Origin of the sequence: Methylotenera versatilis 301, from assembly GCF_000093025.1 — a bacterium.
GTDB classification, from domain to species: Bacteria; Pseudomonadota; Gammaproteobacteria; order Burkholderiales; family Methylophilaceae; genus Methylotenera; species Methylotenera versatilis.
In genome coordinates this window covers 1,161,818-1,185,756 of the sequence record NC_014207.1, presented here as the reverse complement: position 1 = coordinate 1,185,756, position 23,939 = coordinate 1,161,818, and the positions used below count along the sequence as shown (strand labels likewise).

Here is a 23,939-nt window from a genome sequence, read left to right as displayed (position 1 = left end):
TAAATTCATTTCGTTTTTTCAGTAAGTGATGTTGTTATTTCAGCTTCGCTTGCTTGCCAGCCACCGCCTAAAGCTTTATAAAGGCGCACATGGTCTGAACTGACATCGGCGTTTGCACTGGCTAAACTGTCTTGCGTACTTAATAAAGAACGTTGCGTTTCAAGCACTGCTTGGAAGTCTGATAAGCCACTATCGTAACGCTGGCGTGCCATCAGTGCCGCATTACTTGCGGCTTCAGAAGCGAGTTTCAGTCGAGACACACGCTGAATATCACCACGCAAGGCGACCAAAGCATCTTCAACTTCCTGCAATGCCGTTAGTACTGTGGCCTTATAAGCTAATCGCGTTTGCGCTAAAACGGCCTCTTGAGCACGCACTTTTGCGCGCCTAGAACCTCCGTCAAACAACGGCATGGCGACATTAGCCAGCAATGAACTGACCACGGAAGAACCGCTAGTTAAGGACCCCAAAGTCAGCGCGCTTAAACCAAGTGAGCCACTCAAAGAGAAGTTCGGCAAGCGCGCTGCATCAGCTTGTGCCAGCTTTGCCAAGTCAGCTGTCACTCGATATTCAGCAGCCCTTACATCGGCACGTTGACGCAAGGTTTCAGCAGGAAAATTCAAAGCCAAATCATTCGCTGCCTGTGGCACAGGGTTAGCTGTTGACAGTTGCTGCAATAAAGCTGCGGGCGGCTGACCAGTAAGCACAGCTAGCGCATGACTCATCTGCGCAATAGAAGTCTGTAGCGGAGGAATAATGGCGCGCGTTTGTTCAGCCGAAACCCTCGCCTGCTCTGCATCTAATGAGGAAACTAAGCCAGCTTGAGTTCGCCATTCGGTTATTTGTAACGTTTCCAGCTGGCTGGTTAAGTTGCTATTTGCAATCGCCAGGCGCGCCTGGGCATTGCGCAGCGAAATATAATCAAGCGCGACTTCAGCGGCAATAGATACCTGCACATCACCTAAACTAGCTTCACTCGCCTGAGCAGTTGCTTCACTCGCGTTAAGTCCGCTACGATTAGCGCCAAAAATATCAAGCTCCCAACTTGCATCCAAGCCAGCAGAGAAGTTATTCACTGCACTATTGTTACCAGATTTACTTCGTCCAGCTGATGCAGAGGCATCCAGCGTTGGCAACAAAGCAGCAGCGGCTACATCGCGCAAAGCACGTGCTTCTTGCAGTGCTGACTTTGCACTATTGACACTCGTATTGCTCTGCAAAGACTGCTGCACAAGGTTCACCAAAAGCGGATCATTAAATCGCTGCCACCAGTTATTCAGTGAGGTTGAACTAGAGGCTGCAACCGCCTCATCAGCCGACCACTTAGCAGGGACTTCTACCTTAGCTAATTCAGGGTGGCTCGGGTTAAGCAGAGCACAACCGTTGAGTGTCAGCAATAGACTAGTCAGGCATATCAAGCTCAACCTATAATTACTTTGGTGACTTCCTTGATGGTTTCTTGGGTAAGATTTTTTGTGATTGACTGATAAGACGTTCATAGGCTTAAAATATTCATGGGTTTACTTTATTTTTTTAATTTGATATTTGGTTAAATTTGATATTTTTACTCAAATGGCTTGTGGTGCTTAGGACATTAAAAATCTTGAATCCATTATGACCATATGCAGAAAAAATAGAATAGGCTAAATAGTAAATCCGTGTAAATCTGGGTAAATCCATATTAACTAGGATTGATAGGCTAAATCGAAGTAAGTTCGCTTCTGGACAAATTTACATCAGCCATTCAACTTCATGCTTATCTAATATTCTTATAGATTACTCTTACTTGATTTCTTACAATGATTGATTCTTGTACGCATTCATTTCAATTGAAAATAATATGACTATAAAAATTCGAATCGCCCAATTAGAAGACCTTGAGCCGCTTGCGGAGCTATTTAACGCATACCGACAATTTTATGAAGAGACATCAGACATCGGTCTGGCAAGGCGCTTTCTGCAAGATAGACTGAACAAAAAAGATTCCATTATTTTTGTTGCTGAAAGCGCTATTGATGAAAAAAGTGTTCATACAAACCAAGCACAAAAGATGATTGGCTTTTGTCAGCTTTACCCGACATTTTGCTCAGTTCTCGCAGCGCCTATCTGCGTACTTTATGATTTATTTGTAAATGCTAGTATCAGAAAATCTGGCGCCGGCAAAGCGTTGATGCTAGCCGCGCATGAGTATGCCGCCGACAATGGATATGCACGACTAGATTTAACCACCGCAAAAACCAACCTGACAGCGCAATCGCTCTATGAGTCTTTAGGCTGGGTGCGCGATGATGTTTTTTACACCTACAACAAAACAATTACACCAGCTAATTAGGATAATAAATGTATTCAGCAACCTTTATTTTTGATAAGAAACAATTCGATGAAGCGTTTTATCGACTTGACCAAGCCATTGCGGAAATTGCCAAGCTAACTTCAGGTTACTTGGGCGAGGAAGCATGGGAGCATCCTGAAACTGGTCGTGTGTCCAATGTGTATTACTGGCAAACCACGGATGGTCTTCACGAGTTAATGAAACATCCAAAACATCTTGAAGCCAAAGCAGCGCAATCTAATTGGCTGAATGGTTATCAGGTCATTATCTCTCAAGTGTTGCGCACTTACGGTGATGGTGCGATTTCACACCCCACGGCATCGTTTATCAATGGCTAATATTTCTTAATAGTTGAAGAACAAAAGCTACTGAATCATAGCAGCTTGATACCGCTCAGATTCTCTGCGCAAGTCTGCTTAATAATATTCACTAGGTCTAAAGTGTAAGGGCGTGACATGGTGTCTGCGGTACAAGTCGCATGCAACTCAGACCACAAACCATTTTTACCAATCGACTTAGCCAGAACATACTCGTGGTCAATATAGCTTTTGATGCCCCAACTCGGCAATGCCGCTAGACCTCTGCGGCTTGCTACAAGCTGCATAATTGCCACGGTGAGCTCTGCCGTGCGTCTGTTAAATACAATATTGGCTGGCTTTAGCACATTTCGAATAATATCAATGCGCTCTTCAGGTACGGGGTAAGTAATCAAGGTTTCATTGCTAAAGTCTTCTGCAAGCAATCGTGATTTATTAGCCTTGCTACTATCAAGCGGCAATACCGCCATAATTTCAAACTTGAATAGCGGCGCATGGTGCAAATCACGCATTTTCTCGGGCAAGCCGCCAATGACTATGTCGGCTTTATCTTCACGTAGTAACTGCCACGGGTCGCTATGAAACCCTGCCACTAAATCCAACTCAACTTCTGGCCACGCATGTCTAAACGCATCCATCACTGGCGTGAGCCAATCAAAACAGGTGTGACACTCCAATACGATGCGCAACTCGCCTGACTGATCACTTTTTAATCGAATTAAATCGCGCTCCGACTTTTCAATAAGTGGCAGTAGCTCATTGGCTAAGTCTAGTAATCGCTGACCTGCCGGCGTGAAACGCAAGCCTTGTGGGGTGCGCTGAAACAAGGTGATTTCATAATGCGTTTCTAGCCCACGTATTTGATGCGAAAGCGCAGATTGCGTTAAAAATACACGCTCAGCTGCTAGCCCTAATTTGCCAGTTTCGGCGATGGCTTTGAGTGATTTTAGATGGCGAATTTCTATCATAATAAATTTTAGGTATGAATTTAATTCAAATTTATCACAAAAACTTTCGCTTTATTAAAATATTTGCAAGTTAGAAAATGCATGTCTTACATTGAATAAGGCTTAGCACATGACTAAAAATAATATTAAAGCGCATATCTTGGGCTACCCACGCGTAGGCGCGAAGCGTGAACTTAAATTTGCACTGGAATCTTTTTGGCGTAAAGAAGTGTCGTCTGACGACTTACAAAATACTGCCAAAAATTTACGCGCTGAACATTGGCAAAAACAGCAAGAAGCTGGGTTGGCTTTTATCACCAGTAACGATTTTTCATTATATGACCATGTGTTGGATCATTCCGTTTTGTTTGGTGCGCAACCAAAGCGTTTTAATAAAAAACCTTTTGGTGAAGCGAACCCTGCCCCAGAGAATGCATATTTTGCACTCGCGCGTGGCAATTTAGAGCAACCCGCCATGGAAATGACTAAGTGGTTTGATACTAATTACCACTACATTGTGCCAGAGCTGGCCAGTGATACGCAGTTTTCAATTAACGTGCATGACTTTTTAAGCCAGTTAGATGAGGCGCAAAAAATCAGCAAAAATGTGAAGCCTGTATTACTCGGCCCAGTGAGCTTTTTATACTTAAGTAAAGCCCGTGGTATTAATAAGTTAGATTTATTAGATGGCTTAGCGCAACAATATGTGTATTTATTGCAAGAGCTGCAGTTGCGTAAAATAGAATGGCTGCAAGTTGACGAGCCTATTTTCGCTCTAGATTTAGACGATGCGTGGCTGAAAGCCTTTGACCACGCCTACTCTTGGTTTAGAACATCACGCCCAAAATTATTGCTTACCACTTACTTTGCCAATGTGTCACGCTATCAGGCATTTATTACGAATTTGCCTGTGGATGGCATCCATATTGACTTGGTGCGTGCCCCAGAGCAGTTAGGTCCTTGGGTAAACGCGATTCCAAGTCATTGGGTGATCTCCGCTGGCGTGATTGACGGACGTAATATTTGGCGCAATGATTTAGATAAAACATTAGCATTACTAGACCCATGGGTAAAAAGATTAGGCGATCGCTTATGGATTGCACCGAGTTGCTCACTGCTGCATACGCCAGTGACGCTCGCGCATGAAGTGAAGTTAGACGCTGAGATTAAATCGTGGTTAGCCTTTGCCGATGAAAAGATCATTGAACTTAGTATTATTGCCAAAGCATTGAATAATGGTGTGGATTCAGTTGCGCAAGAGTTGGCCATTTCACGTGCGGCAATTGCTTCTCGCAATCAATCAAACCGAGTACATGACGCCAATGTAAAAGCACGTATTGCAGCACTGAATACATTAAATGAAAATCGTGAAAGTACTTTTGAGCTGCGTGCTAAAGCCCAAAAAGCGCGCTTGAATTTACCACTTTTACCAACCACGACGATAGGCTCATTTCCACAAACCCCTGATATTCGTGCTGCACGTGCCGCATATAAAAAAGGTGATATTAGCCAAGCTAAATATGACGCTGAAATGGAAGCGCATATTGCCTATGCCATTGCCCAGCAAGAAGAAATTGGCTTAGATGTACTGGTACACGGTGAAGCAGAAAGAAACGACATGGTGGAGTTTTTTGGCGAGCAACTAGCTGGCTACGCGTTCACACAAAATGGCTGGGTACAAAGCTATGGTTCACGCTGTGTAAAACCACCCGTCATTTATGGTGATGTGCATAGACCAAAAGCCATGACTGTAGGCACAGCAAGCTTCGCACAATCACTTTCAAGTCGCCCAGTAAAAGGCATGCTAACGGGACCAATCACCATATTGCAATGGTCTTTTGTTCGTGATGACCAACCAAGAGAAACCACTGCGATGCAACTAGCATTGGCAATACGTGATGAAGTTGAGGATTTGCAAAAAGCAGGCATTGCGATTATTCAAATTGATGAACCTGCTCTACGTGAAGGCTTGCCATTGCAGAAAGCTGCTTGGGCGCAATATCTAGCATGGGCGGTAAAAGCATTTAAGTTGTCAGCCAGCATTGCACGTGACGATACGCAAATTCATACCCACATGTGTTATGCAGAATTCAATGACATTTTGCCTGCAATCGCGGCGATGGATGCCGATGTGATTACTATTGAAACTTCGCGCTCAGCCATGGAGCTATTAGACGCATTTGGCGAATTTTCATACCCTAATGACATTGGTCCGGGTGTTTATGATATTCACTCACCGCGTGTACCTAGTGTTGAGGCGATGGAAAAACTCATGAAACGAGCCTTCGATGTAGTGCCTATAGAACGTTTATGGATTAATCCAGATTGCGGCTTAAAAACGCGTGGCTGGCCAGAAACTAAAACTGCATTAGAAAACATGGTGACAGTGGCTAAAAGCTTGCGCGAGCAGTTGGCATAACTTTATTCATACTCATTTATTTCCCTATATTTTATTAACCTAGTCCGTCATTCCTGCCTTCGCGGGAATGACGTAATGGATGAAATAAAAATTCCATATAAAACAATCGCATAAAACAAAATTAAAAAATATAATCAATATATAGTGTTTTTATGTTGAATTATTCCATTATATTGCGTTATAGTGTTGTCACACGGTTCTTACGTTTTAGTCAAAATGTAAGATAAAAGGGAATACGGTGCGGTGTTTGAACCATCTTTTCAAACATCTATGCCATAGCTGCCCCCGCAACTGTAATCAGCGAGTTATTTGTTACGCTTGTTTAAAAAGCACTTGCCACTGAATTGGATATTGTCAATTTGGGAAGGCCAACAAATAGCGATGACCTGAGAGCCAGGAGACCTGCCGTGTACATTTTTTGTGCTTACTTTTAGAGTTTAAAACCATCAATTTTAAAATCTAAAGCAAACGCAAAAGTACTTTTATAACGTTTGAGGCGGGGTGTCCTCGGCAGATGGAATGATGTTTTGCGTCATTCCGCCATGCTGTTTTTGTTCAGGCAATTAGCACTATATTGTTGCGAGCAAAGCGTACCTGCCCTTTTTGAAAAAGGGAATAACCAAATGGATGATGTCAGACCTTCTGTTAACACAGACTTATCTTTACCCACATTGCAAGTCATTCGTCGCAATGGCGCTGCAGTTCAATTTACACTCGATAAAATTTCTATCGCCATCACCAAAGCATTTTTAGCGGTTGAAGGTAACCAAAGTGGCGCTTCGCAACGTGTGCGCGACCAAGTCGCTACATTAAGCCAATTAGTCAATAATGCGCTGATGCGTCGCCTACCTGCTGGCGGCTCAATCCATATTGAAGATATTCAAGACCAAGTAGAGTTGGCTCTGATGCGCAACGGCAACCACGATGTAGCACGTGCTTATGTGCTTTACCGTGAAAAACGCAATGCTGAACGTGCTGCTGAAAAAGCGAGCCATCCGACTACAGAACTTAGCCACACGCTTAATGTGAATATTGATGGAAAATTGATTCCACTCGATATTAAACAACTGAATGAGATGGTCGGTGAAGCCTGCCTAAACTTGGGTGATGTAGTGAATCCAAGCATAGTGGTTGAGCAAGCCGTGCGCGATTTGTACGATGGCATTCCATTTACAGAAGTGTATAAAGCACTGATTTTGTCTGCCCGTAGCCTGATTGAAACTGAGCCCGCCTACAATTATGTAACAGCGCGTTTACAGCTAGATTTGGTACGCGCAGAAGTGCTAGGCGAGCGAGTGAGCCATGCGCAAATGGATGAGCATTACGCAGAGTATTTTCCGCGTTATATCAAAATGGGGATCAATGCCGAACTATTAGATTCACGTTTAGCGCAATTTGATTTAACTAAACTAGCGGCAGCGCTAAACAAGGACCGTGATTTCCAATTTGGCTATTTAGGCATCCAAACTTTGTATGACCGCTACTTTTTGCATATTGAAGAGCGCCGTATTGAGCTACCGCAGATTTTCTTCATGCGCGTAGCGATGGGCTTGGCGATTAACGAAATAGACCGCGAAAGCCGTGCAATTGAGTTTTATAACGTACTTTCTAGCTTTGACTTTATGAGTTCTACGCCAACTTTATTTAATGCTGGCACCCTGCACTCTCAGCTCTCCTCTTGCTACTTAACAACCGTCAGCGATGATTTAGATGGAATTTACCAAGGCATTAAAGAAAATGCCATGCTGCAAAAATACGCAGGCGGTTTGGGTAATGACTGGACGCCAGTGCGTTCACTCGGTGCGCGCATCAAAGGTACAAACGGCAAGAGCCAAGGCGTTATTCCATTCTTAAAAGTAGTGAACGATACGGCTGTAGCAGTGAACCAAGGCGGCAAACGCAAAGGCGCTGTGTGTGGTTATTTAGAAACTTGGCATTTAGATATTGAAGAGTTTTTAGACTTACGCAAGAACACAGGTGATGACCGTCGTCGCACGCATGACATGAATACAGCGCATTGGATTCCAGATTTATTCATGCGTCGCGTGACTGAAGCCGGTGATTGGACATTATTTTCACCATCAGATGTACCTGATTTGCACGACAAATATGGTAAAGCCTTTGAAACCGCTTATGTTGAATATGAGCGCCGTGCCGAAAATGGTGAAATCAAACTATTTAAGAAAATCCCTGCCCTACAAATGTGGCGCAAGATGCTTTCCATGCTGTTTGAAACGGGCCATCCTTGGATTACGTTTAAAGACCCATGCAATATTCGTTCGCCACAGCAACATGTGGGCGTGGTACATAGCTCAAATCTGTGTACAGAAATTACGCTGAATACATCAGAGACTGAAATTGCCGTGTGTAACTTAGGTTCTGTGAACTTATTGCAGCACTTAGCAGAAGTTAACGGCAAGTTGGTGCTAGATAACGACAAACTGCAAGCGACGATTAAAATCGGTATGCGCATGTTAGACAACGTGGTGGATATTAACTTTTACCCAGTTGGCAAAGCACGTAATGCGAATACTCGTCACAGACCAGTCGGCATGGGCATCATGGGCTTTCAAAATTGTTTACACGCCATGCGCATTCCTTACGCCAGCATGGAAGCCGTAGAGTTTGCCGACCGCGCAATGGAAATGGTCTGCTACAACGCCTATTACGCTTCAACAGTATTGGCAGAAGAGCGTGCCGCCTACTCAAGCTTTAAAGGCAGCTTGTGGGATCAAGGTATTCTGCCACTCGATACGCTTGATTTATTACTCAATGAGCGTGGTGGAAATGTTGAAGTCGATAGAAGCAAAACGCTAGATTGGGATGCTTTGCGCAACCGTATTCAAAAAGTTGGCATGCGCAACTCAAACTGCGTAGCGATTGCACCAACGGCAACCATTTCGAACATTGTTGGCGTGTCTGCGAGTATTGAACCTGAATATCAAAATCTATATGTGAAATCTAATCTATCCGGCGAGTTCACCATTGTGAATGAGCAACTAGTGATTGATTTGAAAGCACGTGGGCTTTGGGATGCGGTCATGGTGTCTGATTTAAAATACTTTGATGGCTCATTACAAAAAATCGACCGCGTACCGGCTGATTTAAAACAGTTATACGCAACGGCATTTGATGTTGACCCGACTTGGTTAATTGAAGCTGCAGCGCGTCGCCAAAAATGGATAGACCAAGCGCAATCGCTCAATCTATATTTTGCAGTGCCATCAGGAAAAAAACTCAATGATACCTACCTGCTAGCATGGCAACGCGGCTTAAAAACCACTTACTACTTACGTTCAATGGGTGCTACCGCGGCGGAGAAATCGACAGGTTCAGGCGGTGAGTTGAATGCAGTTTCGGCTGGCTTAGAAGAAGCGCCCAAAGAATACTTACCAAAGGTGTGTTCGATTGATAACCCCGAGTGCGAATCTTGCCAATAATTTACCTATATGCAGACATGCTGCAATCACCTTAAACGTCATTCTGAGCATAGTGAAGAATCCATGGCTAAGTAGCAAAATACTGGATTCTTCATCTAGATAAAACCTAGACTCAGAATGACGGACTAACTAAAAAAATAAGGAAGAAATATGCTTTCATTTGAAGATGAAATTATCGTAGAGCCAGTTAAGCCGCAATTAGCAGCAGTACCAGCAGCTGAAATTAAATCAGCCACTGCAGCAGCCAATCAACCATCGCACTCAGGTCGCGTAAATGCTTCTGATAAACGCATGATTAACGGTCAAACCGACGTGAATCAACTAGTGCCTTTTAAATATCACTGGGCATGGGATAAATACTTAGCAGGTTGCGCAAACCATTGGATGCCGCAAGAAGTGAGCATGAGCCGCGACATTGCACAGTGGAAAGATAGCACCGCGCTGAGTGATGACGAGCGTTTAATCGTGAAGCGTAATTTAGGCTTCTTCACCACTGCAGACTCACTCGCTGCGAATAATATCGTACTTGGTACCTACCGCCATATTACCGCGCCAGAATGTCGTCAATACTTGCTACGCCAAGGCTTTGAAGAGGCGATTCACACGCATGCTTATCAGTACATTGTAGAAAGTTTAGGGCTAGATGAAAGCGAAGTGTTTAATGCTTATCAGGAAATTCCTAGCATTAAAGCTAAAGATGATTTTTTGATTCCATTTATTAACACCTTAACTGACCCAGCTTTTAAAACAGGCACTGCAGAGGCCGACCAAGAATTACTACGATCATTAATTGTGTTTGCCTGCATTATGGAAGGGCTGTTTTTCTATGTAGGTTTTGTGCAAATTTTAGCCCTCGGCCGTCAAAATAAAATGCAAGGTGCCGCAGAGCAATATCAATACATTTTGCGTGATGAATCCATGCACTGCAATTTTGGTATTGATGTGATTAACACGATTAAACTTGAAAATCCACACTTGTGGACGGCTGAGTTTCGTGAAGAAATCAAAACGTTGATGCAAAAAGGCGTAGAGTTAGAATATCAATATGCAGAAGCCACCATGCCTAGAGGTGTACTGGGCTTAAATGCAACGATGTTTAAAGAGTATTTACGCTTTATTGCAAACCGCCGTTGCACGCAAATTGGCTTAGATGTGTTGTATCCCGGCGCCACAAATCCATTCCCATGGATGAGTGAAATGATGGATCTTAAAAAGGAGAAAAACTTTTTTGAAACCCGCGTGACTGAGTACCAAACTGGCGGTGCTTTGAGCTGGGACTAGCTGATAAGCGATGACTAATAAGGGGTGACTTTAAATTAAAAGTCACCCCAATAAATAGCCTATCTGGCATTTAACCCAATTTATCTCGCAATTGATACCACAACATACCTAGCACCAATGCGGGTGTACGCAATAACTTTCCACCAGGAAAGTCATGATGCTTAATACTTGCTAACAAATCTAAGCGCTCTGCCTGCCCTGCTATGGCTTCAGCAACGAGCTTTCCTGCCAAACCAGTCAGCGCAACGCCATGTCCTGAAAAACCTTGTAAATAATAGACGTTAGGCGAGATTCGCCCAAAATCTGGCGCACGATTCATCGTAATATCGACGAAGCCACCCCAAGTAAAATCCACTTTGGTATCTTTAAGTTGCGGAAAGGTCTCCGCCATACGTGCTTGCATATTTTGCGTAAGATTAGGTGGCGTTAATGCACTATAACTCACACGCCCGCCATAAATCATACGTGGCCCGCTTGCTTTGATGTTGGCAGAAAACCTAAAATAATCGAGTACAAAATTAGTGTCGCAAACAGCTGAATTAGTGGGGATTAATTTGCTAGCTAAACTGGGCGCAATCGGCTCGGTAGCGATGATATAAGTACCAACAGGCATAATGCGCTTAGCGATGCCTGGCGCAAGTTTTGGCGAAATTTCAGGTAAATACATATTACCAGCCAGTACAACGAATTTTGCTTTTACACTACCAGCAGAAGTTTGCAAATAAGCAGATTCATTATTGCTAACATTTGCATGCTGCATTGCAGTAACAGCTGAATTTTGGAAAACACGCACGCCAATGCGGCTGGCGCCTTTCGCCAAGCCTAGACAATAATTAAGAGGATGCAAATGCCCTGAGCGTTTATCAAAATAGCCGTTGAAATAGCGCGGGCTATCTATCCAACTACGCAGGTCTTTAGGCTCTATCCATTGCGCATCGGTATCATAATGATAGCGCTTTGCCATATCTTCATACCAACTACGCAGATAAGCGCCTTTTTTTGCATTGACCGAAACGCCAAGAAATCCATCGCTTAAGTCACAGTCAATATCAAAGCGTTTAATGCGCTCTCTCACCAAATCTAGGGCTTCTAGCGACATGCCCCACACTTTTTTGGCTGCGTCATAACCCAATGCTTTTTCAATGACATCTTGCTCGCATGCAAGGCCTGCAATAATTTGCCCACCATTGCGACCACTAGCGCCCCAACCTATATGCTTAGCTTCCAGCACAACGACTGAGTAACCACGATCTGCTAGCTCTATCGCGGCAGATAGTCCAGCAAAGCCACCTCCAACCACGCAAATATCAGCTTCGATATTTGACTCAAGTTTAGAGTAAATAGGCTGTTCGTTCGCACTCGCCGCGTAATATGAGTTTTGTGTAAGTTTTAATTCTGTAGCGGCAGACATTCCCTTTTACCCTTCTACTAACGATCTTGAATACAAGTCGTATTGTCGACAAACCAATTTTCAACTAAGTTCTTTTTGCAACAATACGCCCGCACAGCCATGTCCACATTAAAGTTGCGGCTGCATTTGAAGTTAATTCAGCATGATCATAAGGCGGGGATACTTCACATAAATCCATGCCTACCCAGTTCAAATCGTGCCAAGCTTCTAGCAATGTCATGGCTTGTGCAGTGGTTAATCCGCCAACTTCTGGCGTGCCTGTACCTGGTGCAAATGCTGGGTCTAATGCATCAATGTCGAAGCTTAAATATAAAGGCGGATTATCGGCTTTTGCCATGCGTTCGCGCACTTCATCAATCACACTTTGCAAACCTACTCCGTCTTTACCACGTAGTTCACGTGCGGTGAAGATTCTGCCGCCTTGATCATTCACAAATTCGCGGGCAGCACGCTCACCAGATGAACGTATGCCAATTTGTATAAAACATTTAGGATCAACCAAACCTTCGGTAATCGCTTCATACACCCAAGTGCCATGTCCAGAGGGTTCGCCAAAATGACTTTCCCAAGTATCACAGTGGGCATCAAAATGAATGCACGCGAGTGGCTGCTTGTAATGTGCAAAATAAGCACGTAACAAAGGCAAAGTAATTGAGTGGTCACCACCTAACCAAACCATTTCGTATTGACCAATTAACGCACTAGCTTGTGGCATAAGCGCAGCGCGCATGCTTTCAAGACTAGTATTGGGTAGCAATAAATTCCCTAAATCCAAGGTATTGTCGACAGGAGTAACATCAAATAATGGATGCTCATCTCCGCACAGCATATGACTGGCTTGGCGTATAGCATTGGGTCCAAAGCGCGCACCAGGTCGATTGGTCACGCAGCCATCCCACGTAATACCTGCTACGGCGAAAGTACCGGCGGCTCTTTTTTGCTCAGACTCATTTTCTGAAATAGGCAAATCTGTGATTGGCAGACCGAGAAAACCTCCTGTAGAGCTAAATGCAAAACCGTGATCCATAAGCCTCCCCCATCAATTCAATTAATTTACCATTAGCATACAGTTATACAAAATATTTGTATGCATTATTTATGCATACGATTGATTAAATGTTAAACTAAATCTTTGGTTTAACAAATAGAGCCAATTTAGCATTTTTGTTAGAACCACTTTCTTAATTTTTAAAGCTCAAAATTTTAAATTTAAAGTTACTCACCATGTTAAATCCCGACTTAATCACTAACGCTCACGCCCTGCTAGCAAGTGAGCGCGCCAACTACATGAAGCTGCACCCTAAGTCCGCCGAATTATCAGTTAAGGCCAACCAACACTTTCTGTATGGTGTGCCTATGCATTGGATGAACGATTGGGGCACACCTGTTCCGCTATTTATCAGTCATGCCGAAGGTGCACACTTTACCTGCGCAGACGGTATTGATTACACAGATTTCTGTTTAGGCGACACGGGCGCCATGTTTGGGCATAGTTCTGCGCCAGTGGCTAAGGCAATCGCCGCACAAGCTAGTCGTGGCTACACCGCGATGTTGCCGTCCACACTTGCGCCTGATGTTGGTGAGACTTTAAGCGACTTCTTTGGCTTAGATTATTGGCAGCTTGCCACCACAGCGACAGATGCGAATCGCTTTGTATTGCGCTGGGCACGTGCGGTGACTGGTCGCAGCAAGCTATTAGTGTTTGATGGTTGCTACCATGGAACAATAGATGACACTGAGATAGATGTTGTTAATGGCAAAACAGTTAACCGTGCCAGTTTATTAGGTCAAGTGTACGATTTAGGCTTACACACAGTGGCAGTGCCATTTAATGATTTAGCCGCCGTTGAACATGAATTAGCCAAGGGCGATGTCGCAGTGCTGCTCACTGAACCAGCGCTCACCAACTGTGGCATGGTATTACCGCACGCAGGTTTTATTGAAAGTTTACGCGCACTCACCACAAAATATGGCACATTATTAACGCTTGATGAAACCCACACAATATCAACAGCGCGCGGCGGCTGGGCTAAAGCCAATAGCGTCACACCGGACTTCTTAGTAGTTGGCAAACCCATCGCAGGAGGTTTACCTGCAGCAGCCTATGGTTTTAGCGAGGCAATGGCAGTCCGTATGAAAGCAGCCAAAGACAACGCACCTGCTGGGCATTCTGGCATAGGTACGACTTTATCTGGCAATATGATGACACTAGCGGCTATCAACGCGACATTACGCGACACTGCTACCGAAGCAGCATACCTACACATGCTTGCTCTGGCAGCCAAGCTAGAAACTCAACTAAACGCGGCAATCAGAGCATATAACTTGCCATGGAATATTAGCCGCATGGGCGCGCGGCTTGAGTTGCAATTTTGTACAAATCCGCCCAGCAATGCTGCAGAAGCACGCGCGGCACAAAACGACACCATAGAATCTGCCATACATTTATATTTGCTTAATCGCGGCGTTTTACTCACACCATTTCACAATATGATGTTGATTTGCCCCGCAACAACAGAAGCTGATATTGCAAAATTAGTACGAATATTTAATGAGTTTTTAAAGGATCTTTTAAAGGGATTACGCAATGAGTAAAACAATAAATGATGTGATTGACTTTGCTAGCAACAAAGTAGAAGTTGAACTTGGCACAGTGCCGCAGGAACGAGTAATAGCAGGCGTTGCTAGCGATGCAAACACCAAAATCACCATGGAAACATACAACCACTACACAGACCCAAGCGAACATTTTTTTGCGGGTATTTGGCATTCAAGTGTAGGTGCTAAAACTGTCAATTACACCGAGGAAGAAGTTTGCGTCATTTTAGAGGGTCGCGTGCGTTTAACCGATGTTAACGGAAATGCTAGAGAATTTGGTGCTGGCAGTATCTTTGCCCTGCCGGCCGGATTTAAAGGCACTTGGGAAACTTTAGAGGCTATTAAGAAAGTTTATGTGATTTGGCAAAACTAAGAGACTTTATAAAGCTCACACTGAGTATGTAAACTCTAGCTCCATGAAATACTACCTCTCAAGGCAATAACTTAGAGAGTTAAACTTTTTGTCTGAGTAAAATTAAGCCTAAACCTAGAAGCATGAATGCGTAGGTTCCTGGCTCAGGAATTGAAGCCACTGAGAAAGCTGCTGGCTTTGGTAGCATTACAGCGTCACTAATTAACAAATTAACATCACTTCCAGAACTTATGACTAACGCACCACCTACAATCGGTGTGTCTATAGCTTCTGGGTAAATAACCCCGTTTGTATTTCCCAAATACAAACTCCCACCATGACCTAATGACAGGCTTCCAGTAGAAATATCTACTTTACTGAGTTCTGTGGAACCGCCACTGCTTCTTCCTACATTAAAATTTACAGTATCGCCTTGTGAAAGGCTAAAGTCAGACCACGACAAGATTGATTTTGGCGCATTCTCGTTTACAGTAATTGGAGTATTAATTACAACGCTATTTCCAATGTTCAACATTCCAGTCAAATTAGAAAGGTTTACGTTTGGCGCAGTCAAAGTAAGATTATCAAGAAACAAATCCCCATCAGCTGAAATATTAATCGCGGAGTCTGAAGTGATAGATCCGCCGTCTAATGTAAAGTTACCTGCACAGGCAAATGATGCCCCATCTAATAGTGAAGATGTTAAAGTCCCTGAACAATTACTGTTTACGATGCTTGAAGATGAAATTGAAGTTGCGTTGGCAGCAAAAGGGAAAAGAGCTAAGAAGTACAAAGCACACAAAAGTCGAGACATACAATTCCCCATTGGTTAGTAGCACCATTCTAGCGCGGTGCTTATGGGGATTTATTACATGTTGATGAATGTGTAACTACTCAATCTGCCTATGAAGTATAGGTGGATTGAGTGCATTGGAAGTTCGGCTTTATAACAGCCTTACTTAAGAACTTTGACCCATTAACCGCTCAATGCGACTGTCTGGCACAAGCCACATCAGCGCAACTGCGGCATAAATCAAGCCTGAAAGCACTGGCGAATAAAACGCCGCTATGATGCCTGCAACATAAAGTAAGGCGGATAATTTACCTTTAATATCACGTCCGATTACTTTGGCTAGCAATGAATTATTACCTTGGCTGGTAATAATGGTACGTTGCAGTATTGAATAAGCAATAGCGGCCATCAATAACACTAGCCCATACAGGGCAGATGGCATGGCTGCAAAGTGATTCTCGCCCAACCAACCAGAAGCAAACGGAAATAGCGACAGCCAAAACAGCAGGTGTAAATTAGCCCACAACATGCCGCCTGTCACATGTTGAACTGTCTGCAGCATGTGATGATGATTGTTCCAGTAAATGCCTACATATATAAAGCTCAACACATAACTTAGAAATACGGGCAGTAATGGCTCGAGGGAGGCAAAATCACTGCCATGCGGTACTTTCAACTCTAGCACCATAATGGTAATGATAATGGCAATTACACCATCACTGAAGGCTTCCAGACGGTTCTTTTCCATTGCGGTTTACTTAGCTAAGGAAACAATAGCTTCAATTTCCACCAATACATCACGCGGCAACTTAGCAACTTGCACGGTTGAGCGCGCTGGAGTATGTGAGCCAAAAGTTTCAGCATACACTTTATTCATGGCAACAAAATCATCCAGATGTTTTAAAAACACAGTCGTTTTAACCACTTTATCCAAGCTTGAGCCAGCGGCTTCAATGACAGCTTTTAAGTTCGCTAATACTTGCGTAGTTTGCACAGTAATATTACCTTCATTTAAGGTGCCGTCTGGACGTAATGGAATCTGACCTGAAGTGAATAGTAAATCGCCTACCACCATAGCTTGTGAATATGGGCCGATTGCAGCAGGTGCGTTTGGTGTTTGAATGACGTGCATATGAAATCCTTTTTGAAAAAGTGAATGTAGCTAGATTATATAATGCGCTTATATGTTGGCGGCATCAAAGTATTGAAAATGTGCACGTTTTACATTGCAAAATAGCTCATAAGCAATAGTGCCAGCACTTGTAGCCACTGCATTGGCAGACACTTGATTACCCCATAACTCTACTTGACTGCCAATGGTTGCGTTGGGAATATCAGTCAAATCAACAAACAGCATATCCATAGAAACGCGACCGATTAAGCGAGTCATTTTGCCATCAACTGCTATAGGCGTACCTGTTACGGCAGACCGTGGATAGCCATCTGCATAGCCACAAGCCACTACGCCAACCACTGTGTCACGCTCGGCGGTGAATATACTGCCGTAACCAATAGATTCACCCTGCTTAACGTTGCTAATCGAGATGATTTTTGAAGTAAGCTGCATTACTGGTTTTAGCTTGGCATCAGCCTTCATTAAAGGATCTGCGCCATATAGCATGATGCCTGGTCGCGTCCAGTCACACTTGGCTTGCTTCCAACCTAGGATTGCTGCTGAGTTAGCTAAACTTATTTCTGCACTTAACCCTTGAGTCGTATTTTGAAAAGTCTCAATTTGTTGCAAAGTATGGTTTGAGCTCACATTGTCAGCATTGGCAAAGTGCGTCATCAGCACTATTTTACCCACGTTTTTATGATTTTTTAGGCGCTCATAAGCTTGTACATATTCATCTGGCGGCAAACCGACTCGATGCATGCCGCTATCCATTTTTAGCCAAACATGCAAAGGTTTTGCGAGTTTAGCCGCAAACAAAATCTCTACTTGCCATTGTGCATGCACTACAATCCATAAATCATTTGCGACTATCTCGGGCAATTCTATTGCCTCAAAAAAGCCCTCCAGCAGCAAAATCGGTTCAGGTATTCCAGCCTCACGCAATTGCAAGGCTTCCTCTAAACAAGCGACTGCAAAACCATCTGCTTCACCTTCTATGGCTTTGGCACAATGCACAGCGCCATGCCCATACGCATTCGCTTTAATCACGGCCAATGCTTTGCCTGCATGCGCTTGCTTGGCAACACGGTAATTATGCCTAAATGCATCTAAACGAATATGGGCGATTGCTGGACGTGACATGAATGTTTAATTTACTTTGAGTTATGGATTGCTATTAAGCTCTATTATTGAACGCAGGAGTTGTTTGAGCGCTTTTATTGTAGCGACTTCCAGCATATCGACCAAGCGACAAATCATCTGTCTGAATAGCTGGTTGATGATTTGCAAGTAAATCAGCCAGCACTTGCCCAGAACCACAGGCCATCGTCCATCCCAGCGTACCATGGCCTGTATTGAGCCATACGTTGCTATATACAGCAGAGGCTTTACCTATGATGGGTGTGCCATCAGGCGTCATTGGGCGCAGGCCTGTCCAGAACAGCGCTTTTGAAGTATCGCCGGCGTTAGGAAATAAGCCATTTAACACCATCTCTAAGGTTTCACGTCTACGCGGATTCAGACTTAAATCAAAACCTGCTAGTTCTGCCATACCTCCCACACGAATACGATTGTCGAAGCGCGTAATGGCCACTTTGTAAGTTTCATCCATAACGGTAGAAACAGGTGCCGCATCGCTATTGATAATAGGCACAGTAAGTGAATAGCCTTTGACTGGGTAGACTGGAATATCTAAGCCTAAGCCTTGCATCAATTGACGCGAATAACTTCCAAGCGCGACCACATATTGATCTGCCTCTAATATTTCAGTGTCGCTTTGCGTACTAATTTCTACACCAGTCAACTTTCCATGGTCTATTAGCAAGCGATTAATGGTGACATCTTGCCTAAATTTTACACCAAGCTTTTGAGCTTCTTTCGCTAAATTCGTGGTAAATATCTGGCAATCGCCAGTTTCATCATGTATTAGTCGCAAGCCACCAAGCAGGTTATCTTTTATCGACGCCAAACCTGGCTCAACTGCAACACAACCTGCTGGGTCAAGATGCTCAAACGGCACGCCCATGCGGCTTAATACGGCGATATCTTTTGCCTCAGCATCTAATTGCTTTTGCGTGCGAAATACCTGCAAAGTACCTTGTGTACGAGCTTCATAAGCAATGCCTGCATCAGCACGAAGCTCACTCAAGCAATCACGGCTATATTCAGCCAAACGTACCATGCGCTCTTTGTTAAGGTCGTAGCTTTTAGCATTGCAGTTTTGCAATAACTTAAGCGTCCACTCAAGCTGCCATAATGACCAGTCTGGCTTCAAAGCAAGTGGGGAATGGCGTTGAAATATCCACTTAAGTGCTTTCATTGGCACACCTGGCGCCGCCCAAGGTGCAGAATAGCCAGGAGATATTTGTCCGGCATTGGCATAACTGGTTTCTAAACCTACTGCTGGCTGCCGATCTATCACCGTGACATCAAATCCTTTTTTTGCCAAATAATATGCGCTTGTTACGCCTACTACACCAGAACCCAATACCAGCACCCGCATGATGACTCTCCACTACAGTATTAAGAATATATTCTCATAAACCATTAACTAACGTTCAATTAATCAAAGTCCATATGTGCTAGTTTATTGAGTAATATCAACACAACTTATCTAAATAATGATAATTTAAAAGTTAATTTAACTTAATTTTTTCATTTAAATAAAATTAATCTCCAAATTTATGGATTATCATAGTTTTATATTATTTATTAAGGAATAAATCATGCGAATTCGCACCCATGCTGTTCGTGAGCTTGATCGTATAGACTTAAAAATACTGTCCGTGTTGCAAGAAAATGCTCGTATCCCGATTACAGAACTTGCAGAACGCGTCGGCCTCTCGGTGACGCCATGCGGTGAACGTGTCAAAACGTTAGAAAAAGAAGGCGTGATTCTAGGTTACCACGCTAGGCTAGACCCACACTCGCTAGGACTAGGCTTACTGGTATTTGTCGAATTAAAACTTTCCACCAAATCAGGTGCAATTTTCGGTAAGTTCAAACAAGAAATTCTCAAACTACCTAGTGTGCTGGAATGTCACCTAGTGTCAGGAGATTTTGATTATTTAATCAAGGCGCGCATTGCACAAATGGCAGATTATCGAACCTTGCTAGGCGACATATTACTCACGCTGCCAGGCGCACAAGAGTCTAGAAGCTATATTGTGATGGAAGAAGTAAAAGAAGGATTTGCGCTGCCGTTAGTGGAAGTTTAGCCTCCAAAATAAGCTGGCATTAAACAAGGCATCTCCTATGATGCCTTGCTTCAGAAGACTGATTAATTACGCCTGCTTACGTTTTGCAATGTAACTAATTAACGCTAAACCAGCTAAAAGCATCGCATAGGTTTCAGGTTCAGGCACTGGTGGTGGATTACCGCCATTACTTTGCAAATAAGAAAAAGTATTCAATGCATATATGCCGTTGTCATTCAATGGAGAGTAAAACGCACCGCAGCCTAACGGCTCTCCACAAGCGGTTGTGGTTGAAATCATGTCAATGTCAGCAATAATAAATAATGCACCTGCACCTGCTGCGTATTCGCCTGCGCTCCAATAAGCAGATGTAATTTGACCACTGGCATTTGTGCCGCCTATGTGTCCATTATGTGCAAAGATTGCAGCGCTATCGAGTTGCCCGACATTGTAAAACTGCCTTACATCATGCGCTATACCGAATGGGCCATCAAACAAGGGCGCACCTCCATTTGATACGGACCCATCACTAGCCGTGGTGCTTAAACCTAAATTGGCCCCTAATGCATCATGCGATGAGTCATCTTGTAATAGAAACAAGTCTCCACCATTCAGAAAGAAGTTTGATACTGAGGCACTGATAGGCGCCGCTTGGGAATCTGAAACCCATGTGCCTACGAACATATTCACACCAGCTAAGCTAGTAGAATCAACCGTTGAAAGATTAACGGTTTCAATTGTTCGGTTTACAATACCTGCTGGCCCAAAATTGCTTGGATTTTCGAGGGCACTACGGAATCCACTTAGATATGACCCGTCCCAAGACCAGCTGCCGCTGTCAGATATAATCGAGCTTGTGGCACCTCCCACTTTATAAGAACCAACATCAGCATTCGCTGAGCATGCTGCGCCACCTAACATGATTAACACCAAAGCACGTATTGCTCTACTCGCTAAAGTCATCTAACACCTCCTCAGTAACACTATTATTGATAGTTATTTGAAATCATAACGAGACTAAGTTTAAGCTTATCGAATATTCGGTCAATTACCAATTTGGGAGTACTAACTCAGTCGACTCATGCAACATTATGGCCACATTACCGCTATACACTTAACTTCTTATCGTGTGCATAACGAGCAATTCACTGATAGGCTCTATCCACTAAATATCTATACTTTATTTAATATTTGAATTGATAAAGGAACGTATTTCACTGTTGTAATTAATCGGTTCACTAGTGATGCTGACAGGTGTAATATTTATCAGCGTGAACCAAAAAAAACCTTTTGAGCGGTACAAAGTGGCTCCTACAAATTACTTTAAATGGCTCTTGAAACAGCACCAAATTAGGAAGATTATCGAATAATATTTGTAGTACTGGATTTGTTGTACAGGTGGTAATTTCTTATCTTCTCTAAATGCGCTGAATTTAATGCTTTAGAAATACATATTTTGCGTCTTAGTTTTGATACTTTCAGTTAATCATGTGAAAAGGGAATTCAAAAATGACATCGAACAAAATGAAACAAGTCTTAATTGCCGTATTAGCCGCCAGTATTAGTCATGCGCAGGCTGAATCTTCTACAAATACAAAAGTCGGACAAGGTGAAGGTCAATTAGATGTCATTGCTTGGCCTGGATACATCGAACGTGGCGAATCTGATAAAAACTATGACTGGGTAACAGGCTTTGAGAAAGAGACTGGCTGCAAGGTTAATGTGAAAACCGCAGGCACCTCAGACGAAATGGTTTCACTGATGAATAAAGGTGGTTATGACTTAGTCACTGCTTCTGGCGATGCTAGTTTAAGGTTAGTGGCCGGTAAAAAAGTTCAACCTATCAATACCGCATTAGTGCCCTCTTGGGCTACTGTTGATAGTCGATTACAGAATGCCCCATGGCACACTGTTGGTGGCAAACATTACGGCGTACCTTATCAATGGGGCCCGAATGTATTGATGTACAACACAACCACTTTCAAAACAGCCCCTACCTCTTGGGGTACGGTATTCGAGCCGCAAAATCTACCAGACGGCAAACCAAATAAAGGTCGTATTCAAGCCTATGATGGGCCAATTTATATTGCTGATGCAGCGCTATATTTGATGAAAAAAGACCCCTCTCTTGGTATTAAAGATCCATACGAATTGAACGAAAAACAATATGCCGCAGTATTAAAGCTGCTGCGCCAGCAAAAGACCCTTACACATCGATATTGGCATGATGTGACCGTGCAAATGACCGACTTCAAAAAAGAAGGTGTAGTCGCCTCTGGCGCATGGCCATATCAGGTGAATGCGTTAAAAACAGAAAAACAGCCTATTGCCTCGGTGATTCCAACTGAAGGCGCTACTGGCTGGGCAGATACAACGATGTTAGCCACTAAAGCAAAACACCCAAACTGTGCCTACAAGTGGCTAGAACATTCACTAGCGCCAGCAACGCAAGTGGGCGTGGCTGAATGGTTCGGCTCAAACCCTGTGGTGCCAACTGCATGTAAAACCAAAGCACCGGGTGGTAGCGACTTCTGTGGCGATAACGGATTTAGCCGTTATGCGGAAATTAAATTCTGGAGAACGCCGCAAGCCAAATGCTCGCTCAAAGAAGGCTGTGTGCCCTATAGCCGCTGGACGTCCGACTATATTGCCATCATGGGCGGCAGATAGTTGTAGCTCATGGTTGCTACTTCAAATGCGCTTACTGCCGTAGAGTTTTCTACCGTCAGTCGGCACTATGGTGATGTTCGTGCGGTTGATGACGTTTCAATTGCTGTCGCAGAGGGCGAATTCTTTTCTATGCTCGGTCCAAGTGGTTCTGGCAAAACCACTTGTTTGCGACTCATTGCCGGCTTTGAGCAGCCAAGCATGGGTAGCATTAAAATTTTCGGCAAAGAGGCAGCAGGAACACCCCCATATGAACGCGAAGTAAATACCGTTTTTCAAGATTACGCGCTGTTTCCACATATGAACGTGCTAGATAACGTTGCTTATGGTCTTCGCGTGAAAGGCATCGCCAAGCCAGAATGCTACAAGCTCGCAGAGCAAGCATTAGAGCAAGTCGCCTTGGCTGAATATGGCAAACGTAAACCTGGTGAGTTATCAGGTGGTCAGCGTCAGCGTGTCGCATTGGCGCGTGCATTGGTGAACAAACCTCGCGTTTTATTGCTGGATGAGCCGCTTGGTGCCTTGGATTTAAAGCTGCGCGAGCAAATGCAGTTGGAACTCAAAACACTACATAAGAAACTTGGCATCACGTTCATTTATGTCACTCATGACCAAAGCGAGGCCTTATCCATGTCTGACCGCGTGGCAGTGTTTAATCGTGGGAAAATCGAGCAAGTTGATACTCCACGCAATCTGTATATGAGCCCTAAAACCAGCTTTGTCGCAGACTTTGTTGGCACTTCAAATGTGATTAAGAGTGCTTTGGCTCAACAGCTTACAGGTCAAAACCAGTCATTTTCGATACGTCCTGAACACATCAAGCTAGGTACTAATGAGTTCAATAATAAGCAAAATGACATCATCAAAGTAGCAGGTGAAGTGGTTGACATTCAATACCATGGCGCTACCAGCAAGGTCGAGGTAAGCGTTGGCAACCAGATGTTGTTCATGGTACTTTCCAACACTGAGCTATCTGAGGCTGAACTACCTCAAATCAACCAGAAGTTGAACCTATGCTGGTCAAAAAGTCGCATGGTAATGCTGGAAAATCAAGCTAGCTAGTGTCGCACC

The 23,939-nt window shown here is 43.8% G+C and carries 20 protein-coding genes and 1 riboswitch; of the genes, 10 read left to right on the top strand and 10 right to left on the bottom strand.

The window, feature by feature from the left end:
• Positions 1-5: 5 nt before the first annotated feature.
• A complete protein-coding gene (locus tag M301_RS05415) occupies positions 6-1,418 on the bottom strand; it encodes an efflux transporter outer membrane subunit (protein ID WP_049770010.1) in 1,413 nt (470 codons plus the stop codon).
• Between the two features lie 422 nt (positions 1,419-1,840).
• Between M301_RS05415 and M301_RS05410 the strand changes: the two genes are divergently transcribed.
• Together M301_RS05410 and M301_RS05405 are read left to right on the top strand one after the other, a co-directional pair.
• A complete protein-coding gene (locus tag M301_RS05410) occupies positions 1,841-2,332 on the top strand; it encodes a GNAT family N-acetyltransferase (protein ID WP_013147755.1) in 492 nt (163 codons plus the stop codon).
• A gap of 8 nt (positions 2,333-2,340) precedes the next feature.
• Complete coding sequence (locus tag M301_RS05405) at positions 2,341-2,670, top strand: antibiotic biosynthesis monooxygenase (RefSeq protein WP_013147754.1); 330 nt, start codon at positions 2,341-2,343, stop codon at positions 2,668-2,670.
• A 35-nt stretch (positions 2,671-2,705) separates the two neighbouring features.
• Here M301_RS05405 and M301_RS05400 read toward each other — a convergent pair whose 3' ends face one another.
• The gene (locus M301_RS05400; RefSeq protein ID WP_013147753.1) at positions 2,706-3,617 is read right to left on the bottom strand and encodes a LysR family transcriptional regulator; all 912 of its coding nucleotides are present in this window, start codon (positions 3,615-3,617) and stop codon (positions 2,706-2,708) included.
• A 109-nt stretch (positions 3,618-3,726) separates the two neighbouring features.
• Here M301_RS05400 and metE point away from each other — a divergent pair, with 109 nt between their 5' ends.
• From metE to M301_RS05385, 3 genes are all read left to right on the top strand, one after another.
• Positions 3,727-6,015: a 5-methyltetrahydropteroyltriglutamate--homocysteine S-methyltransferase gene (metE, locus tag M301_RS05395; RefSeq protein ID WP_013147752.1), complete on the top strand. Its 2,289-nt coding sequence runs from the start codon at positions 3,727-3,729 to the stop codon at positions 6,013-6,015.
• A gap of 177 nt (positions 6,016-6,192) precedes the next feature.
• A riboswitch (cobalamin riboswitch) is annotated at positions 6,193-6,439 on the top strand.
• Between the two features lie 199 nt (positions 6,440-6,638).
• Complete coding sequence (locus M301_RS05390; protein WP_013147751.1) at positions 6,639-9,455, top strand: ribonucleoside-diphosphate reductase subunit alpha; 2,817 nt, start codon at positions 6,639-6,641, stop codon at positions 9,453-9,455.
• A gap of 150 nt (positions 9,456-9,605) precedes the next feature.
• Entirely contained in the window at positions 9,606-10,736 is a 1,131-nt protein-coding gene (locus M301_RS05385; protein ID WP_013147750.1) for a ribonucleotide-diphosphate reductase subunit beta, read from the top strand.
• A gap of 70 nt (positions 10,737-10,806) precedes the next feature.
• Here the strand turns inward: M301_RS05385 and M301_RS05380 are convergent, their stop codons facing one another.
• Together M301_RS05380 and speB are read right to left on the bottom strand one after the other, a co-directional pair.
• On the bottom strand, positions 10,807-12,147 hold the full coding sequence (locus M301_RS05380; RefSeq protein ID WP_013147749.1) for an NAD(P)/FAD-dependent oxidoreductase: 1,341 nt from the start codon (positions 12,145-12,147) through the stop codon (positions 10,807-10,809).
• 64 nt (positions 12,148-12,211) lie between these two features.
• Entirely contained in the window at positions 12,212-13,174 is a 963-nt protein-coding gene (gene speB, locus M301_RS05375) for an agmatinase (RefSeq protein WP_013147748.1), read from the bottom strand.
• Between the two features lie 197 nt (positions 13,175-13,371).
• Here speB and M301_RS05370 point away from each other — a divergent pair, with 197 nt between their 5' ends.
• Together M301_RS05370 and M301_RS05365 are read left to right on the top strand one after the other, a co-directional pair.
• Positions 13,372-14,742, top strand: a complete 1,371-nt coding sequence (locus M301_RS05370; protein ID WP_013147747.1) for an aspartate aminotransferase family protein — start codon at positions 13,372-13,374, stop codon at positions 14,740-14,742.
• Positions 14,735-15,118 carry a cupin domain-containing protein gene (locus M301_RS05365; RefSeq protein WP_013147746.1) on the top strand — a complete coding sequence of 128 codons (384 nt, stop codon included), beginning with the start codon at positions 14,735-14,737 and terminating at the stop codon, positions 15,116-15,118. Before M301_RS05370 ends, M301_RS05365 begins: the two co-directional genes overlap by 8 nt.
• Before the next feature lie 79 nt (positions 15,119-15,197).
• On the opposite strand, the gene M301_RS14390 is transcribed toward M301_RS05365, so the two are convergent.
• The 5 genes from M301_RS14390 to M301_RS05335 form a co-directional block, all read right to left on the bottom strand.
• Positions 15,198-15,911 carry a PEP-CTERM sorting domain-containing protein gene (locus M301_RS14390; protein ID WP_013147745.1) on the bottom strand — a complete coding sequence of 238 codons (714 nt, stop codon included), beginning with the start codon at positions 15,909-15,911 and terminating at the stop codon, positions 15,198-15,200.
• A 145-nt stretch (positions 15,912-16,056) separates the two neighbouring features.
• Positions 16,057-16,638 (bottom strand): TMEM175 family protein, encoded by a 582-nt coding sequence (locus M301_RS05350; RefSeq protein ID WP_013147744.1) that lies wholly within the window; start codon positions 16,636-16,638, stop codon positions 16,057-16,059.
• A 6-nt stretch (positions 16,639-16,644) separates the two neighbouring features.
• Positions 16,645-17,022, bottom strand: coding sequence for a RidA family protein (locus M301_RS05345; protein WP_013147743.1), 378 nt, complete (start codon positions 17,020-17,022; stop codon positions 16,645-16,647).
• 48 nt (positions 17,023-17,070) lie between these two features.
• Positions 17,071-18,147: an alanine racemase gene (gene alr / locus M301_RS05340; protein ID WP_013147742.1), complete on the bottom strand. Its 1,077-nt coding sequence runs from the start codon at positions 18,145-18,147 to the stop codon at positions 17,071-17,073.
• A 34-nt stretch (positions 18,148-18,181) separates the two neighbouring features.
• Positions 18,182-19,507: a D-amino acid dehydrogenase gene (locus M301_RS05335; protein ID WP_013147741.1), complete on the bottom strand. Its 1,326-nt coding sequence runs from the start codon at positions 19,505-19,507 to the stop codon at positions 18,182-18,184.
• A 223-nt stretch (positions 19,508-19,730) separates the two neighbouring features.
• On the opposite strand from M301_RS05335, the gene M301_RS05330 reads away from it, so the two are divergent.
• Complete coding sequence (locus M301_RS05330) at positions 19,731-20,222, top strand: winged helix-turn-helix transcriptional regulator (RefSeq protein WP_013147740.1); 492 nt, start codon at positions 19,731-19,733, stop codon at positions 20,220-20,222.
• Between the two features lie 66 nt (positions 20,223-20,288).
• Here the strand turns inward: M301_RS05330 and M301_RS05325 are convergent, their stop codons facing one another.
• Complete coding sequence (locus M301_RS05325) at positions 20,289-21,164, bottom strand: PEP-CTERM sorting domain-containing protein (RefSeq protein ID WP_013147739.1); 876 nt, start codon at positions 21,162-21,164, stop codon at positions 20,289-20,291.
• Between the two features lie 546 nt (positions 21,165-21,710).
• Here M301_RS05325 and M301_RS05320 point away from each other — a divergent pair.
• Together M301_RS05320 and M301_RS05315 are read left to right on the top strand one after the other, a co-directional pair.
• Positions 21,711-22,871, top strand: a complete 1,161-nt coding sequence (locus tag M301_RS05320; RefSeq protein ID WP_013147738.1) for an ABC transporter substrate-binding protein — start codon at positions 21,711-21,713, stop codon at positions 22,869-22,871.
• Positions 22,872-22,880: 9 nt separating this feature from the next.
• Positions 22,881-23,930: an ABC transporter ATP-binding protein gene (locus M301_RS05315; protein ID WP_013147737.1), complete on the top strand. Its 1,050-nt coding sequence runs from the start codon at positions 22,881-22,883 to the stop codon at positions 23,928-23,930.
• Positions 23,931-23,939 lie beyond the last annotated feature (9 nt).

Excerpts from the sequence above, each read along its gene's own strand:
- M301_RS05410 (WP_013147755.1), top strand. The coding sequence starts at position 1,841 with ATGACTATAAAAATTCGAATCGCCCAATTAGAAGACCTTGAGCCGCTT.
- M301_RS05405 (WP_013147754.1), top strand. The coding sequence starts at position 2,341 with ATGTATTCAGCAACCTTTATTTTTGATAAGAAACAATTCGATGAAGCG.
- M301_RS05400 (WP_013147753.1), bottom strand. The coding sequence starts at position 3,617 with ATGATAGAAATTCGCCATCTAAAATCACTCAAAGCCATCGCCGAAACT.
- metE (WP_013147752.1), top strand. The coding sequence starts at position 3,727 with ATGACTAAAAATAATATTAAAGCGCATATCTTGGGCTACCCACGCGTA.
- M301_RS05390 (WP_013147751.1), top strand. The coding sequence starts at position 6,639 with ATGGATGATGTCAGACCTTCTGTTAACACAGACTTATCTTTACCCACA.
- M301_RS05385 (WP_013147750.1), top strand. The coding sequence starts at position 9,606 with ATGCTTTCATTTGAAGATGAAATTATCGTAGAGCCAGTTAAGCCGCAA.
- M301_RS05380 (WP_013147749.1), bottom strand. The coding sequence starts at position 12,147 with ATGTCTGCCGCTACAGAATTAAAACTTACACAAAACTCATATTACGCG.
- speB (WP_013147748.1), bottom strand. The coding sequence starts at position 13,174 with ATGGATCACGGTTTTGCATTTAGCTCTACAGGAGGTTTTCTCGGTCTG.
- M301_RS05370 (WP_013147747.1), top strand. The coding sequence starts at position 13,372 with ATGTTAAATCCCGACTTAATCACTAACGCTCACGCCCTGCTAGCAAGT.
- M301_RS05365 (WP_013147746.1), top strand. The coding sequence starts at position 14,735 with ATGAGTAAAACAATAAATGATGTGATTGACTTTGCTAGCAACAAAGTA.
- M301_RS14390 (WP_013147745.1), bottom strand. The coding sequence starts at position 15,911 with ATGTCTCGACTTTTGTGTGCTTTGTACTTCTTAGCTCTTTTCCCTTTT.
- M301_RS05350 (WP_013147744.1), bottom strand. The coding sequence starts at position 16,638 with ATGGAAAAGAACCGTCTGGAAGCCTTCAGTGATGGTGTAATTGCCATT.
- M301_RS05345 (WP_013147743.1), bottom strand. The coding sequence starts at position 17,022 with ATGCACGTCATTCAAACACCAAACGCACCTGCTGCAATCGGCCCATAT.
- alr (WP_013147742.1), bottom strand. The coding sequence starts at position 18,147 with ATGTCACGTCCAGCAATCGCCCATATTCGTTTAGATGCATTTAGGCAT.
- M301_RS05335 (WP_013147741.1), bottom strand. The coding sequence starts at position 19,507 with ATGCGGGTGCTGGTATTGGGTTCTGGTGTAGTAGGCGTAACAAGCGCA.
- M301_RS05330 (WP_013147740.1), top strand. The coding sequence starts at position 19,731 with ATGCGAATTCGCACCCATGCTGTTCGTGAGCTTGATCGTATAGACTTA.
- M301_RS05325 (WP_013147739.1), bottom strand. The coding sequence starts at position 21,164 with ATGACTTTAGCGAGTAGAGCAATACGTGCTTTGGTGTTAATCATGTTA.
- M301_RS05320 (WP_013147738.1), top strand. The coding sequence starts at position 21,711 with ATGACATCGAACAAAATGAAACAAGTCTTAATTGCCGTATTAGCCGCC.
- M301_RS05315 (WP_013147737.1), top strand. The coding sequence starts at position 22,881 with ATGGTTGCTACTTCAAATGCGCTTACTGCCGTAGAGTTTTCTACCGTC.